The sequence below is a fragment of the Methylobacterium sp. CB376 genome (assembly GCF_029714205.1).
GTDB lineage: Bacteria > Pseudomonadota > Alphaproteobacteria > Rhizobiales > Beijerinckiaceae > Methylobacterium.
Genome location: NZ_CP121648.1, coordinates 4,979,900 through 4,997,261, shown reverse-complemented (window position 1 = coordinate 4,997,261; position 17,362 = coordinate 4,979,900). Strand labels below are relative to the sequence as shown.

The following is a 17,362-nucleotide window of genomic DNA, read 5'->3' as shown; positions in this document are numbered from 1 at the left end:
GCTCTGGCAATCCTTCTTCGGCCGCGCGGCGCCCGACCGGGCGGCCCTGGCTGCGGCGATCCCGGCCGCGCCGATCCCGGCCGCGGCCAAGATGACGGCCGCCGCGGCCCCGCAGGGGGGCGAGGAGGCCGCGCCCGTCAGGTCGGTCTATCCCGGGCCGGCCCCGCAGGCGCCGGCCGCGCCGGCCCCGGCCGCGCCGGCGGCCGCGCTGCTCGGCGCCGAGTCCCGCCCGCTCGCGCCGCCGTTCGGGGGACCGCCCGCGCCGCCCCCGGCGATCGAGGCGCCGGCCGAGCCGGCGGCGGCGGCACCTCCCCCCGTCTTCGCGGAGCCCACCAGGGTCGCCTCGGCGGAGGATCCTCCCCGGCCGCGGCGGCCGAACCCTCCCCGCGCCCGGCGGCATCGACCTCAACACCGCGACCCTGGCCGAACTCAACGGGCTGCGCGGCGGCGGGCGCATCGGCAAGGCGATCATCGCCGGGCGCCCCTACGCGTCGCCCGGCGACCTCCTCGCCAAGCGCGTCGTCAGCCGCGCGGTGTTCGAGCGCATCAAGGACCAGGTCGCGGTGCGCTGACCGTCCCGCCCGGCCGGGAGCGCCGGGCGGGCCAGGCCCCGCCTCAGGCCCGCGTCGCCTCGAAGCCCCGGCGGATCTGGTCGGGGTCGAGGTTGCGGCCGATGAAGACGACCCGCGACTCGCGGGGATCCCCCGCCGGCCACTCGTCCTGAAGGTCGCCGTCCAGGATCATGTGCACGCCCTGGAACACGAAGCGGCGCGGCTCGTCCGGGAAACTGACGATGCCCTTGCAGCGCAGGATGTCGGGTCCCTGCACCTGGGTGAGGTCGGAGATCCACGGCATGAACTTGTTCGGGTCGACCGGGCCCGGCAGCCACGCCGACACCGACTGAATGTCCTCGGCGTGGTGGTGATGGTGGCCCTCCTCCAGGAATTCGGGCTCCACCGCGATGATCCGGTCGAGGTCGAAGGCGCGCCGGTCGAGCACGGCGTCGAGGGGCACGTCGCACTTCACGGTGCGGTGGATCCGGGCCGAGGGGTTGATCGCCCGGATCCGGCGCTCCACCGCGGCGAGCTCGTCCTCGCCGACGAGGTCGGCCTTGTTGAGCAGGATCACGTCCGCGAAGGCGATCTGGTTGCGAGCCTCGGGCGCGTCCTTCAGGCGCTCGCTCAGCCACTTGGCATCCGCCACGGTGACCACCGCGTCGAGGCGCGCCGCCTCGCCGACATCCTGGTCGACGAAGAAGGTCTGGGCGACCGGGGCCGGATCGGCGAGGCCGGTCGTCTCCACGATGATCGCGTCGAACTTGCCGCGCCGCTTCATCAGGCCGTCCATGATGCGGATCAGGTCGCCGCGCACGGTGCAGCAGATGCAGCCGTTGTTCATCTCGAACACTTCCTCGTCGGCGCCGACCACGAGGTCGTTGTCGATCCCGATCTCGCCGAACTCGTTGACGATCACGGCGTAGCGCTTGCCGTGCGGCTCGGTGAGGATGCGGTTGAGGAGCGTGGTCTTGCCGGCACCGAGGTAGCCGGTGAGCACGGTGACGGGGATCTTGTCCGACATGCGGCAAACCTGAAGGGCTGGACCGCCGGCGCGGGGCGGCGGAGGGACGCCCTGATATAGTGTATCACCCCGGCGGCCGGGAGGGCGTTCCCGCCAAGCTGAAGCGATCGACGTCGCCGAGCAGCGCGACGAAGGCCCGCGCCCCGTGCGCCAGGGCCGCCTCCCCGGCCGCCGCGGTGGCGAGGCGGGCGTCGCCGATTGCGCCCTCGGGGTTCAGGTCCTCGGCGAGCCAGGCGAAGGCGGCGGGCCGGCCGGCCCGAAGCTGGGCGTAGTCCCGCTCCATCGCGCGGCTGCGCGGCACGAAATCCCGCACGCGATCGCGCCGCACGAGGTCCGGCCGCAACGCGAGCATCAGGGCGGTCTCGACCGCGCCGCCGTGGATGCCGTGGCGGATCTCCTCCTCGGGGAAGAGCCCGGGCGGGTAGCCGAAGCGGCTCCAGGCGGTGGTGACCGCGAGGAGGCCGCAGCGACGGCGCAGTTCCAGCGCCACGAGGTCGATGAGCGCGCTGTTGCCCCCGTGCGACGTGACGATGACGAGCTTGCGGCAGCCCGCCCGGTGCACCGCCTCCCCGATCTCGACCCAGGCGGCGAGCGCGGTCGGGCCGGCCAGGGTGAGGGTGCCGGGAAAGCTCAGGTGCTCGTCCGACTTGCCGATGGCCTGGACGGGCAGGAGCAGGACGTCGAGGTCCTCCGGCACCTGGGGCGCGACCCGGGCGAGGTAGCCCTCCTGGATGACGGCGTCGGTGCCGAGCGGCAGGTGCGGGCCGTGCTGCTCCACCGCCGCCACGGGCAGGACCGCGATGGCGCGGTCCATGGCGCGGTCGCGGATCTCGGCGGTGGTCAGGTCCTGCCAGGATCGGGCCGGCATCGCGGGTCTCCAGGCCCGAAGAGGGCGCACGAGGCGGGGCCGTGCGGGGCCTCGCTGCCGCATCGTCCGCCGCGGGGCCGGAGCTCCCGCGGCGGATGAGGCACCGCAATGATGCGAAGGAGTGCGGGCCCCCGCAACCGCGGCCGCGCAGCCGGCTGTGCATCGGCCGCGGCTGTCATGCGAGCGTCACGGCCGGGCGGCAGATGGCCGTGCTAGGGTGCGGGCGCGGCGCCCTGCCGAGCCGCCCTCCCCGGCAGAAGGAGCTCCCGCGATGTCCACGGCCGAGCAGGCGGCGCCGGTCCAGGCCGACGAGGCTCCGCGGCGCAAGGCGTCCAAGGCCCTTCGCCCGCCCGGGGCGAAGAGCGTCGGCTGGGCGCTCGTCCACGCCGCCCGGATGCAGCGCGGCCGGATCGGCGACCGGCTCGCGGCCCTCGACCTCTTCGCCGGCCAGGAGCAGGTCGTGCAGGTGCTCGCGGCCGCCGGCGCGATGACGATGGGCGACCTCGCCGCGACGCTGCGGGTGCGGCCCCCGACCGCCTCCAAGACGGTGACCCGCCTCGCCGCCCTCGGCTTCGTCGAGCGCCGCGCGGAGGCGGCGGACGGGCGCATCGTGCGGGTGCGCCTGACCGAGGCCGGGCTCGCCAAGGCGGCCGCGATCGACCGGATCTGGGAGGAGGTCGAGGCCGAGATGCTCGACGGCTTCGACAACAAGGAGAAGCGCCGCCTGCGCAAGCTCCTGCGCCGGGCCGCGCGCAACCTCGCCGAGGCCTCGGGGCTCGACGCCCACGAGCCGGAGCCCGAGGAGGACCTGGATGCCGGCGGGCTGGAGGCGGAGGACGGGGCGCACGACGCCGATTGAGCCGCCTCGCCGTAATTTCCTCCCTGGACCGTTGCCGGCGAGCCACGCTTCGGCCCTCCCGTCGCCGGATTCTCCTGGTCGGATCGCCCCCAACAACAAAACGGGGAGTTGAGTCCGATGCAGGATCGCCACCAGCCCAGCCCGGGCGAGACCGACCTCGAACGTTCCGTCGCCGAGGCCCTGCGGGTGATCGCGCAGGTGCAGGCGGAGCGCGGGGACGCGCCGGTGCGCTCGGCCCGGCTGCGGCTCGCGACGATCTACGGGGTCAACCGCCTGCGGCGGCGGCTGAGAAGCGGCGCCAGCGCGGCGGCGTGAGGGCGGTTCCGCCGCCGGCGGGGCCCCAGCCCCGCCACGCGGGGTGTCAGCCCCGCCACGCGGGGTGTCAGCCCCGCGCCAGTTCCCAGCCCCGCTCGGCCAGCGCCATGCCGAGCGCCCCCTTCTCGCTCGCATCCGCGCTCGACGCGTTGCCGGCCTTGGCCCGGGCCAGGACCCCTTCGAGGATCACCGCGAGGCGGAAGAGCGCGAAGGCGAGGTGGAAGGGCGTGATGCCGTCCCGGCGGCCGGTGCGCTCGCAGTAGCGGCGCACGTACTCCGCCTGGCTCGGCAGGCCGAGCGCGTCCAGGTCCCGGCCGAGCAGGCCGCGATAGGCGGTCGGCGCCGTGTTGTAAGCGATGCAATTGTAGGCGAGGTCGGCCAGCGGGTGGCCGAGGGTGGCGAGTTCCCAGTCGATGATGCCGATCACCCGCGGCTCGTCCGGGTGGAAGATCATGTTGTCGAGGCGGAAATCACCGTGGCAGATGCGGGTCTCGTCGTCCGCCGGCACGTGGGCGGGCAGCCATTCCGCCAGCCGGTCGATCGCCGGGTTCTCGCGCGTCTTCGAGGCCGCCCATTGCCCCGACCAGCGCTCGATCTGCCGCCGGAAGTAGTTTCCGGCCTTGCCGAAATTCGACAGCCCGACCGCCCCCGGATCGACCCGGTGCAGGCGCGCCAGGGCCTCGTTCATCGCGAAGTAGATCGGCGCGCGCGCCTCGCGCGGCAGGTCCGGCAGGGCCGGGTCCCAGAACACCCGGCCCCGCAGCCGCTCCATCAGGTAGAAGGGCGTGCCGATCACCGCCGGGTTCGCGCAGAAGGCGACCGCGCGGGGGACCGGCACGTCGGTGGCGGAGAGCGCGTTCAGCACCCGGAACTCGCGGTCGACGGCGTGGGCGGAGGGCAGGAGCTTGCCGGGCGGCTGCTTGCGCAGGACGTACTCGCCCGCCTCGGCGATTACCAGGAAGGTCGGGTTCGACTGCCCGCCGCGCATCTGGCGCAGGTCGGTGAGCCGGCCGAGCCCCTGCGCGGCGAGGAAGGCCTCCAGCGCCTCGGTCGGGAAGCGGTGCGCCTCGCGCACCGGGATGGTCTCGGGCAGGTCTGTCATGCGGGGTCCATCGCGGGGAACGGGCCGCGACCATGCCGCAAGCGCCGGGCGCGGTCATTCCTGCAGCGCAGCATTTCGCCCGCCCGGCCGGGCCGGCCGCCCAGGCTGTGCATGATCCCGTTGATTCCGCGTCGGTTTTCCAGCGCCGGTTTCGCCCCGCCCGGCCATGCTCTAGGATAGCCGCATGAGTCGTGCCCTCCTCCCCGTCCTCGCCCTCTCCCTCCTGTCCGCGGCGCCCGCGCTGGCGAAGCCGAGGCCCAAGGCCGAGAAGCCCGAATCCGCCGCGCCCGCGAGCCTGCAGGCGAGCCCGGTCGGCAGCTTCGGGGCCTGGAACGTCTTCGCCGCGGGCGAGGGCAAGGGCCGCATCTGCTACGCGATCAGCAAGCCGCAGGCGCGGCTGCCCAAGAGCCTCAAGCGCGACGACGCCTTCCTGTTCGTGACCGTGCGCAGGGGCGAGCGGGTGGCCAATGAGGTCGCCATCATGATGGGCTTCGCCCCGAAGCCCGGCAGCAACCAGACCGGAGCCGGGGCCGACACCGCGGCGGCGAACGCCGCCGTCCCAGCCCCCTCGGCCGCCAACGACCCGTCGCTGGCGATCGGCTCGGCCCGCTACGCGCTCGTGGTGAAGGGCACCAATGCCTGGCTGCAGAACCCGGCCGAGGAGGGCCGCGTCGTCACCGAGATGGGGCGCGGCAAGAAGGTCGTCGTGAAGGCGGTGTCGCAGCGCGGCAACGCCTCGACCGACGAGTACAACCTCGAAGGCTTCGGCGACGCCATCAAGCGCACCCGCGAGGAGTGCAAGTAGGGCCTGCCCGGCGCGTATTCGCGTTTCGGCCCGCAACCGCCTATATCGGGGGTCACCATACTCCCGAAGGTTCCTGATGGCGACGGCGTCCCTCGACACCGCGCGGCCCGAGCGCCGCGCCGGTTCCGATCCCTTCATCGAGAAGACGCCCGAGGTGCGCCCCGAGGCGATGGTCGCGACCGGCCGGCCCTCCCTGGTCGGCCTCACCCGCGGCGCCCTGCGCGAGCGCCTCGCCGCCATCGGCGTGCCCGAGCGCGAGCAGCGCATGCGCACCGGCCAGCTCTGGCACTGGATCAACGTGCGCGGGGCGGCCTCCTTCGAGGCCATGACCAATGTCGGCAAGGGGCTGAAGGCGCAGCTGGAGGAGGCCTACACCCTCGACCGGCCCGAGGTGGTGAGCGAGCAGGTCTCCCGCGACGGCACCCGCAAGTGGCTGCTGCGCATGCCGCCGACCGGCCGCCACGACCACAATCGCGGCGCCGAGATCGAGTGCGTCTACATCCCGGCCAACGACCGCGGCACGCTCTGCGTGTCGAGCCAGGTCGGCTGCACGCTCACCTGCTCTTTCTGTCACACCGGCACGCAGCGCCTCGTGCGCAATCTCTCGGCCCAGGAGATCACCGCCCAGCTCGTCGTCGCCCGCGACCGGCTCGGCGACTGGCCCGGCCAGGTGCCGCCCAAGGGCACCTTCGTGCCGGTGGACGGCTCGCGCTTCGTGTCGAACATCGTGTTCATGGGCATGGGCGAGCCGCTCTACAACGTCGACAACGTGGTCGACGCGGTCGGGGTGATGAGCGACAACGAGGGCCTCGGCCTGTCGCGCCGCCGCATCACGGTCTCGACCTCGGGCGTGGTTCCGCAATTCGAGCGGCTCGGCATCGACGCGAACGCGATGCTGGCGATCTCGCTCCACGCGGTGCGCGACGACCTGCGCGACGAGCTGGTCCCGCTCAACCGCAAGTACCCGATCCGGACCCTGCTCGAGGCCTGCCGGAACTATCCGGGCGTGTCGAATGCCCGCCGCATCACCTTCGAGTACGTGATGCTGAAGGGCGTGAACGATTCGGATTCCGAGGCGCGCGAATTGGTGCGGCTGCTCAAGGGCATCCCGGCCAAGATCAACCTGATCCCGTTCAATCCCTGGCCCGGCTCCAGGTACGAGTGCTCGGACTGGGAGCGGATCGAGCGCTTCTCCGAGATCGTCTTCAACGCCGGCTACGCCTCCCCGGTGCGCACGCCGCGGGGCCGGGACATCCTGGCGGCCTGCGGCCAGCTCAAGAGCGAGACCGAGAAGCTGCGCGCCCGCGCCCGGCTGATGCTGGAGGACGGCATCGGGGCGGAGGGCGTCTACGGGGCCGTGGACGACGACTGAGCGGCCGACCGATGCAGCTGATCGGCCGCCTCGTCGCCGTGGGCTTCGCGCTGCTGCTGGCGCTGCCGGTCGGGGCTTTGCTCCTCGGCCTCGGCGCGCTGGTCGATCCGGTTCTGCGCGACGTCGTGGGGCAGCTCGGCCTCGCCGCGATCGAATCGGTGCTGGCCGAACTCGCCGCCGGCTACCCGCCGGATCCCGGCATGGTCGAGGCGGTGCTGGATGCGGGCCGGGCCGTCCTGCTCCTGGTGGCGGTGCCGCCCATCCTCAACGCCGTGATGGGCGAGGTGCTGGGCTGGCGCGCGCTGACTTGGTACGCGGGCGCGACCGGCTTCCTCACCGCCCTCCTGCCCTGGCTGATGCGGGGCGTGCGCGGCGGCGCGGGCGGTCCGGCGGGCCTCGCCGAGGGGCGCGTCACCGCCCTGCTGTTCCTGGCCGGGGCGGGCGCCGGGCTCGTCTACTGGCTCCTCGCCGGCCGCCGGGCAGGCGGCGCGGCCGCGCCGCGGCGCTGATCAGCGCGCCGTCGCCAGGATCCGCGCCGCGAAGGCCCCGAACAGCCCGGCGAAGAGCCAGTCGATGGCGCGCAGCATCCGCGGCCGGGCCTGGAGCGCGCCGGTGATCCGTTCCGCCCCGAGGACGAGGAGGATCCCGAGCGGCAGCGTGACGGCCACGAAGGCGGCGCCCAGGAAGGCGAGCTGGCCGGCCAGGTTGACCGCGTCGGCGCGCACGAATTGCGGCAGGAAGGTGATGAAGAACAGGACGACCTTCGGGTTCGTGAGGTTCACCCCGACCCCGGTCCAGAAGGCGCGCCGGAAGCCGCCCCCGACCCGCTCGGCCCGCACCGTCAGGGCCGAGCCGCGGCGCAGGGCATCGAGGGCGAACCAGGCTAGGTAGAGGGCGCCCACGAGCTTGAGCACCAGGAAGGCCGTCGCCGAGGCCGCGAGCAGGGCCGAGAGGCCGAGAGCCGCCGCCAGGGTGTGCCCGAGCGTGCCGGTGCTGGTGCCCAGCACCGTGGCGAGGCCGGCCCGCCGCCCGGCCCCGATCGTGCGGGCGAGCATCAGGCTCATGTCCGGCCCCGGCGTCACGAAGAGGACGAGGCAGGCGAGCAGGTAGGCGGCGAAGGTCGGCGCGTCGGGCAGGAAGGTCATCGGCTCGCTCCGGGCGGCAGGCCTCGCCCGATTGAACCGGGAGCGACGCGCAGGCAAGGGCGGCGGCGCGGGCGAGGGCGCTTGAGGCGGCCGCGCGCCGGGCTACCTTCCGGACGGGAGACCAGCATGCCGAACCGCCGCACCCTCGCGATCCCCGCCCTCGCGGTCTTTGCCTGCCTGGCGCTCGCGGCGCCCGCATCGGCGCAGGGCGCGCCGCCCGGCATGCCGGGGGCGGGCGCCATCCAGTCGGACGAGGCGCGGCTGCTCCCGGCCTTCGCCCCGCACGGCATGGTGGCCTCGCAGGAGGCGCGGGCGACGCGGGTCGGCGTCGCGATCCTGCGGGCGGGCGGCAACGCGGTCGACGCGGCCGTGGCGGTGGGCTTCGCCCTGGCCGTGACCCTGCCCCGGGCGGGGAATCTCGGCGGCGGCGGCTTCATGCTGGTGCACCTCGCCAAGAGAAGCGAGACCGTCGCGATCGATTACCGGGAGACGGCGCCGGCCGCCGCGACACGGGACCTCTTCCTGGGTCCGGACGGCGAGCCGGACCCCGCCCTGTCGACCGCCTCCGGCAAGGCGGTGGGCGTGCCGGGCACGGTGCGCGGCCTCGCCGAGGCGCTGGCCCGCTACGGCTCCGGGCGCTTCACCCTCGCCGAGCTGATCGCCCCGGCCGAGGCGCTCGCCCGCGAGGGAATCACGGTCGAGGACGATCTCGCCGCCTCGCTGCCGCGGGCGGCCGGCATCCTCGGGCGATACGAGTCGAGCCGGGCGGTGTTCTTCCGCGGGGATCGGCCCTACGGCTGGGGCGAGCGGCTGGTCCAGCCGGACCTCGCCGCGACCCTGCGCCGGATCGCCGAGGGAGGCCCGGACGCCTTCTACCGCGGCGAGGTCGCGGAGAGGATCGTGGCCGCCGTGCGGGGGGCGGGCGGCGCGATGACGCCGGAGGATCTCGCCTCCTACCGGGTGGCCCTGCGCGCCCCGGTGCGCGGCGCCTATCGGGGCCACGAGGTGGTGGCGATGCCGCCCCCGAGCTCCGGCGGCGTGCACCTCGTGGAGATCCTCAACATCCTCGAAGGCTACGACCTCGCCGCGAAGGGGGCGGGCAGCGCCGAGGCGATCCACCTCCTCGCCGAGGCGATGAAGCAGGCCTACGCGGACCGCGCCGCCTATCTGGGCGATCCCGACCGCGTCCGCGTGCCGGTGGCCGGCCTGACCGCCAAATCCTACGCGGCGCGGCTGCGGGCGCTGATCGACCCGGACCGGGCCCGGCCGGCCGGGGAGGTGCGGGCCGGCAATCCCCTGCCCGAGGAGCCCGACCAGACCACCCACTTCTCCGTAGTCGATTCCGAGGGCAACGCGGTCGCGAACACCTTTACGCTCAACTTCTCCTACGGGCTCGGCCTCGTCGCGGCAGGGACGGGGGTGCTCCTCAACAACGAGATGGACGATTTCTCCGCCAAGCCCGGGGCGCAGAACGCCTACGGCCTCGTCGGCGGAGAGGCCAACGCGGTCGCGCCCGGCGCGCGGCCGCTCTCCAGCATGACGCCGGCCTTCGTCCTGCGCGACGGCCGGCTCCTCCTGGTGACCGGCAGCCCCGGCGGCAGCCGCATCATCTCCACGGTGCTGCAGGTGGTCACCGGCGTGGTGGATTTCGGGCTCAACCTCGCCGAGGCGGTCGCGGCGCCGCGCGTGCATCACCAGTGGCGGCCGGACGCGCTTCTGGTCGAGACCGGGCTGTCTCCCGACACGCTGGCGCTTTTGCGGGCGAAGGGCCACCGGGTCGTGGTCGGCTCGACCTCCGGCTCGGCGAGTTCGGTGATGGCAGTGCCCGGCGGCTGGGCCGGGGCGGCGGATCCGCGCCAGCGCGGCACGCTCGCGGAGGGTCACTGAGGAGACCGGGATTACGGGCCGGCCCCGGCGCGTTCATCTCATGTAGGCCCCCTCAGATCCGGACCATGACCTCACGCAAGCGCCTCGACGTCGTCGACCTGATCGTGCCGCTGCGGCGCTACGCCCGCGCGCTCACCCGCGACCCGGCCCAGGCGGACGATCTCGTGCACGACGCCCTCGTGCGCGCCCTGGAACATCAGAGCTCGCTCAAGAGCGGGACCAACCTGCGCACCTGGCTGATGACGGTGCTGCACAACGCCTTCATCGACGGGCAGCGCCGCCGCCAAGTGGAGGCGCGCTACGCCGAGACCCTCGAGCACATCGCCGACGCGGCGGTGCCCGCCGGTCAGGACAGCCACGTGCGCCTCGCCCAGATCCGCGAGGCCTTCGCGCGGCTGCCCGAGGAGCAGCGGGCGGCGCTCCACCTGGTGACGATCGAGGGCATGGCCTACCAGGAGGCCGCCGACGTGCTCGGCATCCCGATCGGTACGCTGATGTCGCGGCTCGGGCGCGGCCGCGCGGCCCTGCGCAGTTTCGAGAGCGGGGAGAACCGGCTGGCGCCCCCCGCCGCGCCCCCGCCGCCGGAGGTCAGCCCGCGCCTGCGCGTGGTTCAGGGCGGCCGCCCGTCCGTGGAGTACGACCGATGATGGACCCGATCACCGAGAGCGACCTGAACGCCTATATCGACGGCCAGCTCGATCTCCCGCGGCGGATCGAGGTCGAGGGCCACCTCGCGGCCCATCCGGAGATCGCCGCCCGGGTGATGGCGGACCTGCGCACCCGCGACGCGCTCTGCGCCGCCTTCGCGCCGTCCCATCCCCGCCTGCATCCCGGTCCGATGCCCGAGCGCATCGCCGTGGCGGCCCGCCGCCTCGACCGGGCGCTGACCTGGCGGCGGATCGGCCAGCGCTTCCAGCGCGCCGCGGTCGTCGCCTTCCTGGTCGGCGCCGGGTGGCTGATGCATGCCGAGACGGGCGGGTTCGGGGTGCCGGGCACCATCGCCTCGACCCACTCGCCGCCCTTCGTGGAGGACGCGATCCAGGCCCGGCAGGCCTCGCAGCTGCGCGCCCGCGTCGCCTCCCTGCGGCCGAGCCCGGCCTACGACCGGGCCGGCGTCGAGGCCGCCACCGGGATCCGCCTGCCGGACCTGCCGCGCGACTGGCGGGTGCGCGACCTGCAGATCGTCCCGACCCGCTCCGGCGCGGGCGTGGAGGTGGCGATCGACGCGGCTTCGCTCGGTCCCGTGGCGCTCTTCGCGACCCAGACCGCGGACGAGGCGGCGCTCGCCCCCGAGGTGACGCGCGGCAGCGACGCGGTGACGGTCTATTGGAAGGCCGGCCACACCGCCTACGCGCTGAGCGGCGGCGACGAGCCGGCGCTCGGCCGCGCCGCCGAGACGCTCGGCGCGCCGCGGCCCTGACACCCCCCTTCCGCCGGTCTCCCCCGCCGACCGGCGGCGTCTCCACGAGGATCACCGACCGATGAACACGCCTTACGCTTGGCAGAGCACGGCGGCGCCCTCCGCCGCCCTCTTCGACGAGGGCCTGCGGCAGCACATGCTGCGGGTCTACAACCGGATGGGGCTCGGCCTCGCCCTGACCGGCCTCGTCGCCTTCGCGGTGTCGGCGACGCCGTCCATCGCCCAGCCCCTGTTCGGCACGCCGCTGAAATACGTGGTGATGCTGGCGCCGCTCGCCTTCATCCTGTTCCTGTCGTTCCGCATCGAGCAGATCTCGGCCGCCACCGCCCAGACCCTGTTCTGGAGCTTCTGCGCGGTGATGGGGCTGTCGCTGGCCTCGGTCTTCCTGGTCTTCACCGGGACGAGCATCGCGCGCACCTTCTTCATCACGGCGGCGATGTTCGGCGCGACGAGCCTGTACGGCTACACCACGAAGCGCGACCTCTCGCGGATGGGCTCCTTCCTGATGATGGGCCTGATCGGCGTCGTCATCGCGAGCCTCGTCAACATCTTCCTGGCGTCGAGCGCGCTGCACTTCGCCATCTCGCTGATCGGCGTCGTGATCTTCGTCGGCCTGACGGCCTACGACACCCAGTCGATCAAGGAGCAGTACGCGGAGCACTGGGACCAGGAGACCAGCGGCAAGCTCGCGGTGTTCGGGGCGCTGTCGCTCTACCTGAACTTCATCAACCTGTTCCAGCTGCTTCTGAACTTCACCGGCGAGCGGGAGTAGGGGTCCCCCCTTCCCTTCCTCTCCTCGACGGTGCTGGGGAGCCCCCCGTCCCTCGGACGGGGGGCTTCGCCGTTTCGGGCGGGCCTCCCGGACGGGGGCGGCCCGCGCCCGGGCCGGACAACGATCGATCCGATCGATTGAAACGACCTGATCAATGCGTTGGACCGATTTATCGGCGGTGGGGATCATGCGCGGGCCACGCGAGATCCGCCCATGCCCAGCATCGAGATCGCCACCGACGCCGCGACCCGCGGCGCAGCCCTGACCCGCACCGGCCGTGGCCTCGGCGCGCTGCGCCGGGTGATGCCCGGCCTCGCCCTGTGCCTCGCCGTCGCCGCCGCCTCCGTCGGGCTGGAGCGGGTCGAGGCGCGCCTGTTCGGACGCGCGTGGCTCGAAGCCCTGGTGCTGGCCATCCTGATCGGCACCGCCCTGCGCACGGCCTGGGCGCCGCCCGCGCGCTGGCGGCCCGGCATCGCCTTCTCGGCCAAGACGCTGCTCGAGATCGCGGTGGTGCTGCTCGGCGCCTCGCTCAGCGCCGACGCGATCCTGGCGGCCGGTCCCGGCCTGCTCGTCGGCATCGCGGCCGTCGTGGCCGCCGCCATCGCGCTCGGCTACGGCCTCGGCCGCGCGCTCGGCCTGCCCCGGCGTATGGCGGTGCTGGTGGCCTGCGGCAACGCGATCTGCGGCAACTCCGCCATCGCCGCCGTCGCCCCGGTGATCGGGGCGGACGGGGAGGAGGTGGCGGCCTCGATCGCCTTCACCGCCGTGCTCGGCGTGCTGGTGGTGCTCGGCCTGCCCCTCCTGGTGCCGCTCCTGCACCTGTCCGCCACGCAGTACGGAGTGCTGGCGGGGCTCACGGTCTACGCGGTGCCGCAGGTGCTCGCCGCCACCGCGCCGGTGGCCGCGCTCAGCGCGCAGGTCGGGACGCTCGTCAAGCTCGTGCGCGTGCTCATGCTCGGCCCGGTGGTGCTCGGACTGTCCCTCGCCGCGCGCCGCCTGCCCGAGGAGACCGACGAGGCCGCGCCGCGCGGTGCGGCGGGCGATCGACCGGCGCGGGCGCGGGTGGCGCTCCACCACCTCGTGCCCTGGTTCATCCTCGCCTTCCTTGCCATGGCGGCCCTGCGCTCGCTGGGCCTCGTGCCGCGGGCGGCGCTGGGGCCGATCGCCGACGGCGCGACGATCCTGACGGTCGTCTCCATGGCCGCGCTCGGCCTCGGCGTGGACGTGCGGGTCGTGGCCAAGGCCGGTCCGCGCGTCACCCTGGCCGTCACGCTCTCGCTCCTGGGGCTGGGCCTCGTCGGCCTCGGCCTGATCCGCCTGCTCGGCATCGCCTGAGCGGCCCCGCCCCGACGCCGAGAGCGGCACTCGATCACGTTGCAATCGGGTGCCGCTCTCGATCTTTGATCTTGCCGCGTTTTCTGCGACGAACCGGCATCCACTTCATCGGAAAATGCTCTAGCCCGGCGGCCCGGCGATCAGGGCGAGGAGCGCGTCGGCGGCGCGGCTGCGATAGCGCTCCCGGTGCCGCAGGACACGGAAGGCCCGGCTCGGCAGGGGGAAGGGCGGCGCCGCCAGGCTGCCCGCCCGCAGGGCCGGCGCGACGACGCTGTGGGAGAGCACGCTCGCCCCCGCCCCCGCCTCGACCGCCGCCCGCACGGCCTCGTTCGAGGGCAGTTCCAGCACGACCCGCAGCCCGGAGGGCGCGATCCCGGCGCCGGTCAGGGCGGCTTCCAGGACCGAGCGCGTGCCGGAACCCGCCTCGCGCATCACCCACGCGGCCTCGGCCAGATCCTGCGGGCGCACCGTCGCGCGGGCGGCGAGGCGATGGTCCGGCGCGGTGATCAGGACGAGCCTGTCGTCGGCGACGTCCTCGCTCGCGAGCATCGGATCGTCGATCCTCCCTTCCACGAAGCCGAGTTCGGCGGTCCCGGCCTGCACCGCGGCCGCGACCTCGGCCGTGTTGCCGATCGCGAGGGTGACGACGATCTCGGGGAAGAGCCGGCGGAAGGCGACGAGGTGGCGGGGGAGCCAGTGGCTCGCGATGGTCTGGCTGGCCTGCACGCGCAGGGTGCCGCGCCGCAGGCCCGAGAGGTCCGCGAGCACGGCCTCGGCCGTGGCCGCGCGCGCCAGCACGGCCCGCGCCTCGCCCAGGAAGAGGCGGCCGGCCTCGGTCAACGCGACGCCGCGCCCGACGCGGTGGAAGAGCTTGGTGGCGTGCCGCTCCTCCAGCGCGGCCACCGCCGCGCTGACCGCCGATTGCGAGAGGTTCAGCGCCTCGGCGGCGCGGGTCACGTGCTGGCGCTCGGCCACCGCGACGAAGATGCGAAGCTGCTCTAGGGTCACGCCTGGGGCTTAGCAGCCGGAGCGCCCGGCGTCTCGGGTCCGCAGCGCCTCCCGCCCCCGAGCCCGCGGAACCGCGCGGCGCCGGCGCGCCGCGGGCGGGAGGACGGGGATCGCGCCTCCCGCACCCTCTCCGCCCTCGGCGCGGCCGCGCGCCGGAAAGGGCGTGGTCCCGCGCAGATCCGCCGCCGCCGAACGCGAAACCCCGCCCGGGCGCGATCCCGGACGGGGTGACGGGTGCGATGCCGGGCGGGCCGGCGACTCCCGGGCTCATCCCCATCCGCGAGATCCCTTCGGGATGGCGGATCTGGGCGTCGCTCAAGCGCCGCGCGGGCTCGTGATACGCTGTCCGAACGTGATCGTCCGGACAGCGTATGATCGGGACCCGCTCGGATCGACCGGATCCCGGATCAGAAGGTGAAGCCGGTCTCGATCAGGTAGCGGTCCTGCGAGGTCTTGTTGCCGGCCTTGCCGAAGCCGAGGCCCGCCGTGATGTCGTAGAGCTGAACGTGCGCATACTCGCCGCGCAGGAAGTAGCGGCCGAAGGTGAAGGTCGGGGTGACCGTGACCGAGAGGGCGGAGCTGCCCGGCCCGTAGAGCAGGCTGGTAAGCCCCGTGAAGCGGTTGCCCGTCTGCGTCTCGTACTCGACGCGGCCGGCCAGGGCGAAATTGTCGTTGAAGGCGTAGCTCGCCAGGATCGCGCCGCCATAGGTCGAGGCGCTCTCCACGATCCCGATGCGCGGATCACGCTCGACATTCGTGAACTGGAAGTAGGGCGTGATGATCCACGGCCCGTCCGAATAGGTGTAGTTGATGTTGAAGATGCCGCTGTTCTGCTGGAACAAGGGCGTCGCGAACTGGTAGCGGAAGCTCTTGATCCCGGCATTGGTCCGGTCGACGTTGAAGCCGCCGTTCACGCCGATCGTGTTGGCGTCGTTCAGCTTGTAGGCCACCGAGCCGGTGAACCAGCTGATCTCACCCGAGTAGAACCCGTCCGTGCCCGCCACCGACACCGACCACGGGCCCTCCGACCAGTTCACCTGGACACCGTGGTTGATGATGTTCTCCTGGAAGAACAGCAGGCCGCGCGAGATGTTCAGGTTCTGGAAGGTGAAGGGCGCCTCGCTGCCGATCAGCGTCGGCATGCGGCCGCCCTGGATCGACCACGCGTCGTTGATCTGCCACTTGCCGAAGGCGACCGGCAGCGGCCCGAACAGCAGGTCGGTCTGGTTGATGGCGCTGTAATTCTGCGCCCCGAGGGTGGGCACCGCGTAGGCGCCGGCCGCGATGTAGAACTGGAACGGGCCATCCGCCTTCTGGACGAAGCCCATCAGGTTGGAGAAGTCCACCCGCGCGGCCCGGTCCCGGTCCGGGAAGATGCCGAGCGGCAGGGCCAGGCCCGGCGCGAACTGGTTCGTCTGCGTGTAGGCGTAGCCCGTGAGCGCGCCGCCGACATAGATGTCGCCGAAGCCGCCGATCGTGAAGCAGGTCGGGTCCGGGTTCTGCTTGATCGGTCCGTTATAGACCGGGAACGAGAGCGTGGCCTTGCAGGCCGCGGGCGCCGCCGGGGCCGGCGCGACCTTGGGGGGCAGGTCCGCCGCCTGAGCGTAGCCGGACAAGACGGCTAAGGCGGCCATGCTGAGGGAGGTGAAGCGGATCGCCACGATTCTCAAGTCCAAATGTCGGTCTGACTACGGCTAAGCTGGCAGCGCGGGCCGGTTGGCGCAAAGGCAATTTCTGGGCACCTGCATACCATTTAGGCAGTTTCCGCGTGGCCGGGCCCAACCGTGTCCTGTACGCAACACCGCGATAACGACCTAAAGTAAGGTAAGACGTCGTGAGGGCCCGCGCGGCGTCGCGCGCCAGGGGAGGTGGTTCGCGGGCGGCCGCCAAGCAACGCGCCCGCCTGATCGCGCGACGCGTCCAGCGCCGAGGGATTCGCGGGACCGATGCTTCCCGGACATGTCGCGGATACCCGCTCGGAGCGGTCCCTGCGGCCGCCTTCCTCAGGGACAACACGCCTGAGCGGGACCGCGTCCGCGGGCGATCCGGATCGCTCCCCTAGGAGCGGGACGGAGGGGCGGGCGAAGCCCGCGGCGCGGCGGCGCCCGTTGCCGCCGCCGGGCCCGTCGAAGGGATCTTCAGTGGGACAGGATCTTGGACAGGAAGGTCTGGGCGCGCTCGCTGCGGGGCGATCCGAAGAACTCCTCCTTCTGCGCGTCCTCGACGATCTCGCCGCGGTCCATGAAGATCACCCGGTTCGCCACCTTGCGGGCGAAGCCCATCTCGTGGGTGACGACCATCATGGTCATGCCCTCGCGGGCGAGCTCCACCATCACGTCCAGCACCTCGCCGACCATCTCGGGGTCGAGGGCGGAGGTGGGCTCGTCGAACAGCATCACGATCGGGTTCATGGCGAGCGCCCGGGCGATCGCCACGCGCTGCTGCTGCCCGCCCGAGAGCTGGCCCGGGAACTTGTGCGCGTGCGCCTTCAGCCCGACCCGCTCCAGCAGCGCGAGGCCCTTCGCCTCCGCCTCGGCGCGGCTGCGGCCCAGCACCTTGCGCTGGGCGAGCGTCAGGTTGTCGGTGATCGAGAGGTGCGGGAACAGCTCGAAATGCTGGAACACCATGCCGACGCGCGAGCGCAGCTTCGGCAGGTTGGTCTTCTTGTCGGCGATCCGCGTCCCGTCGACCGTGATCTGCCCCTTCTGGAACGGTTCGAGGGCGTTCACGCACTTGATCAGGGTGGACTTGCCGGAGCCCGAGGGGCCGCAGACCACCACCACCTCGCCCTTCCGGATCGAGGTGGTGCAATTCGTCAGCACCTGGAAGTCGCCGTACCACTTGCTGACCTGATCGATCACGATCATCGGGCCGGAACCGGCGGCGGCGGGCGGCG

General features: G+C 73.1%; 18 protein-coding genes. 11 read left to right on the top strand and 7 right to left on the bottom strand.

All coding sequences use genetic code 11. The annotated features are described in order from the left end of the window. The first annotated feature begins 149 nt into the window (after nt 1–149). Nucleotides 150–572, top strand: coding sequence for a helix-hairpin-helix domain-containing protein (locus QA634_RS35580; protein WP_341850699.1), 423 nt, complete (start codon nt 150–152; stop codon nt 570–572). A gap of 43 nt (nt 573–615) precedes the next feature. On the opposite strand, the gene QA634_RS22890 is transcribed toward QA634_RS35580, so the two are convergent. Both QA634_RS22890 and QA634_RS22885 read right to left on the bottom strand, forming a co-directional pair. Continuing rightward, nucleotides 616–1,578: a CobW family GTP-binding protein gene (locus QA634_RS22890; protein WP_012334292.1), complete on the bottom strand. Its 963-nt coding sequence runs from the start codon at nt 1,576–1,578 to the stop codon at nt 616–618. A gap of 64 nt (nt 1,579–1,642) precedes the next feature. Further along, nucleotides 1,643–2,446 carry a creatininase family protein gene (locus tag QA634_RS22885; RefSeq protein WP_012334291.1) on the bottom strand — a complete coding sequence of 268 codons (804 nt, stop codon included), beginning with the start codon at nt 2,444–2,446 and terminating at the stop codon, nt 1,643–1,645. 271 nt (nt 2,447–2,717) lie between these two features. Here QA634_RS22885 and QA634_RS22880 point away from each other — a divergent pair, with 271 nt between their 5' ends. Beyond that, nucleotides 2,718–3,305 carry a MarR family winged helix-turn-helix transcriptional regulator gene (locus tag QA634_RS22880; protein ID WP_012334290.1) on the top strand — a complete coding sequence of 196 codons (588 nt, stop codon included), beginning with the start codon at nt 2,718–2,720 and terminating at the stop codon, nt 3,303–3,305. A 117-nt stretch (nt 3,306–3,422) separates the two neighbouring features. Beyond that, a complete protein-coding gene (locus QA634_RS22875; protein WP_012334289.1) occupies nt 3,423–3,620 on the top strand; it encodes a hypothetical protein in 198 nt (65 codons plus the stop codon). A gap of 67 nt (nt 3,621–3,687) precedes the next feature. Here QA634_RS22875 and QA634_RS22870 read toward each other — a convergent pair whose 3' ends face one another. Next, nucleotides 3,688–4,722, bottom strand: coding sequence for a phosphotransferase (locus QA634_RS22870; RefSeq protein WP_012334288.1), 1,035 nt, complete (start codon nt 4,720–4,722; stop codon nt 3,688–3,690). 184 nt (nt 4,723–4,906) lie between these two features. On the opposite strand from QA634_RS22870, the gene QA634_RS22865 reads away from it, so the two are divergent. The 3 genes from QA634_RS22865 (at nt 4,907) to QA634_RS22855 (ending at nt 7,408) form a co-directional block, all read left to right on the top strand. Further along, complete coding sequence (locus tag QA634_RS22865) at nt 4,907–5,527, top strand: hypothetical protein (protein ID WP_012334287.1); 621 nt, start codon at nt 4,907–4,909, stop codon at nt 5,525–5,527. A 76-nt stretch (nt 5,528–5,603) separates the two neighbouring features. Next, the gene (gene rlmN, locus QA634_RS22860; protein ID WP_012334286.1) at nt 5,604–6,899 is read left to right on the top strand and encodes a 23S rRNA (adenine(2503)-C(2))-methyltransferase RlmN; all 1,296 of its coding nucleotides are present in this window, start codon (nt 5,604–5,606) and stop codon (nt 6,897–6,899) included. Between the two features lie 11 nt (nt 6,900–6,910). Then, the gene (locus tag QA634_RS22855; RefSeq protein ID WP_012334285.1) at nt 6,911–7,408 is read left to right on the top strand and encodes a hypothetical protein; all 498 of its coding nucleotides are present in this window, start codon (nt 6,911–6,913) and stop codon (nt 7,406–7,408) included. Here QA634_RS22855 and QA634_RS22850 read toward each other — a convergent pair whose 3' ends face one another. Continuing rightward, the gene (locus QA634_RS22850) at nt 7,409–8,044 is read right to left on the bottom strand and encodes a LysE family translocator (RefSeq protein ID WP_012334284.1); all 636 of its coding nucleotides are present in this window, start codon (nt 8,042–8,044) and stop codon (nt 7,409–7,411) included. A gap of 126 nt (nt 8,045–8,170) precedes the next feature. Between QA634_RS22850 and ggt the strand changes: the two genes are divergently transcribed. The 5 genes from ggt (at nt 8,171) to QA634_RS22825 (ending at nt 13,458) form a co-directional block, all read left to right on the top strand. After that, nucleotides 8,171–9,931: a gamma-glutamyltransferase gene (gene ggt / locus QA634_RS22845; RefSeq protein ID WP_012334283.1), complete on the top strand. Its 1,761-nt coding sequence runs from the start codon at nt 8,171–8,173 to the stop codon at nt 9,929–9,931. A 65-nt stretch (nt 9,932–9,996) separates the two neighbouring features. Continuing rightward, on the top strand, nt 9,997–10,578 hold the full coding sequence (locus QA634_RS22840; RefSeq protein ID WP_012334282.1) for a sigma-70 family RNA polymerase sigma factor: 582 nt from the start codon (nt 9,997–9,999) through the stop codon (nt 10,576–10,578). Further along, nucleotides 10,575–11,351 (top strand): anti-sigma factor family protein, encoded by a 777-nt coding sequence (locus QA634_RS22835; protein WP_018259755.1) that lies wholly within the window; start codon nt 10,575–10,577, stop codon nt 11,349–11,351. Before QA634_RS22840 ends, QA634_RS22835 begins: the two co-directional genes overlap by 4 nt. A 61-nt stretch (nt 11,352–11,412) precedes the next feature. Then, a complete protein-coding gene (locus tag QA634_RS22830; protein ID WP_012334280.1) occupies nt 11,413–12,123 on the top strand; it encodes a Bax inhibitor-1/YccA family protein in 711 nt (236 codons plus the stop codon). A gap of 213 nt (nt 12,124–12,336) precedes the next feature. Then, the gene (locus QA634_RS22825; RefSeq protein ID WP_012334279.1) at nt 12,337–13,458 is read left to right on the top strand and encodes a YeiH family protein; all 1,122 of its coding nucleotides are present in this window, start codon (nt 12,337–12,339) and stop codon (nt 13,456–13,458) included. 120 nt (nt 13,459–13,578) lie between these two features. On the opposite strand, the gene QA634_RS22820 is transcribed toward QA634_RS22825, so the two are convergent. The 3 genes from QA634_RS22820 to QA634_RS22810 all read right to left on the bottom strand — a co-directional run bounded on the left by QA634_RS22820 (nt 13,579) and on the right by QA634_RS22810 (nt 17,333). Next, a complete protein-coding gene (locus QA634_RS22820; RefSeq protein ID WP_012334278.1) occupies nt 13,579–14,466 on the bottom strand; it encodes a LysR substrate-binding domain-containing protein in 888 nt (295 codons plus the stop codon). Between the two features lie 407 nt (nt 14,467–14,873). Further along, a complete protein-coding gene (locus QA634_RS22815; protein WP_012334277.1) occupies nt 14,874–16,127 on the bottom strand; it encodes a porin in 1,254 nt (417 codons plus the stop codon). A gap of 477 nt (nt 16,128–16,604) precedes the next feature. Beyond that, nucleotides 16,605–17,333, bottom strand: coding sequence for an amino acid ABC transporter ATP-binding protein (locus QA634_RS22810; protein ID WP_026190465.1), 729 nt, complete (start codon nt 17,331–17,333; stop codon nt 16,605–16,607). Nucleotides 17,334–17,362: the final 29 nt, after the last annotated feature.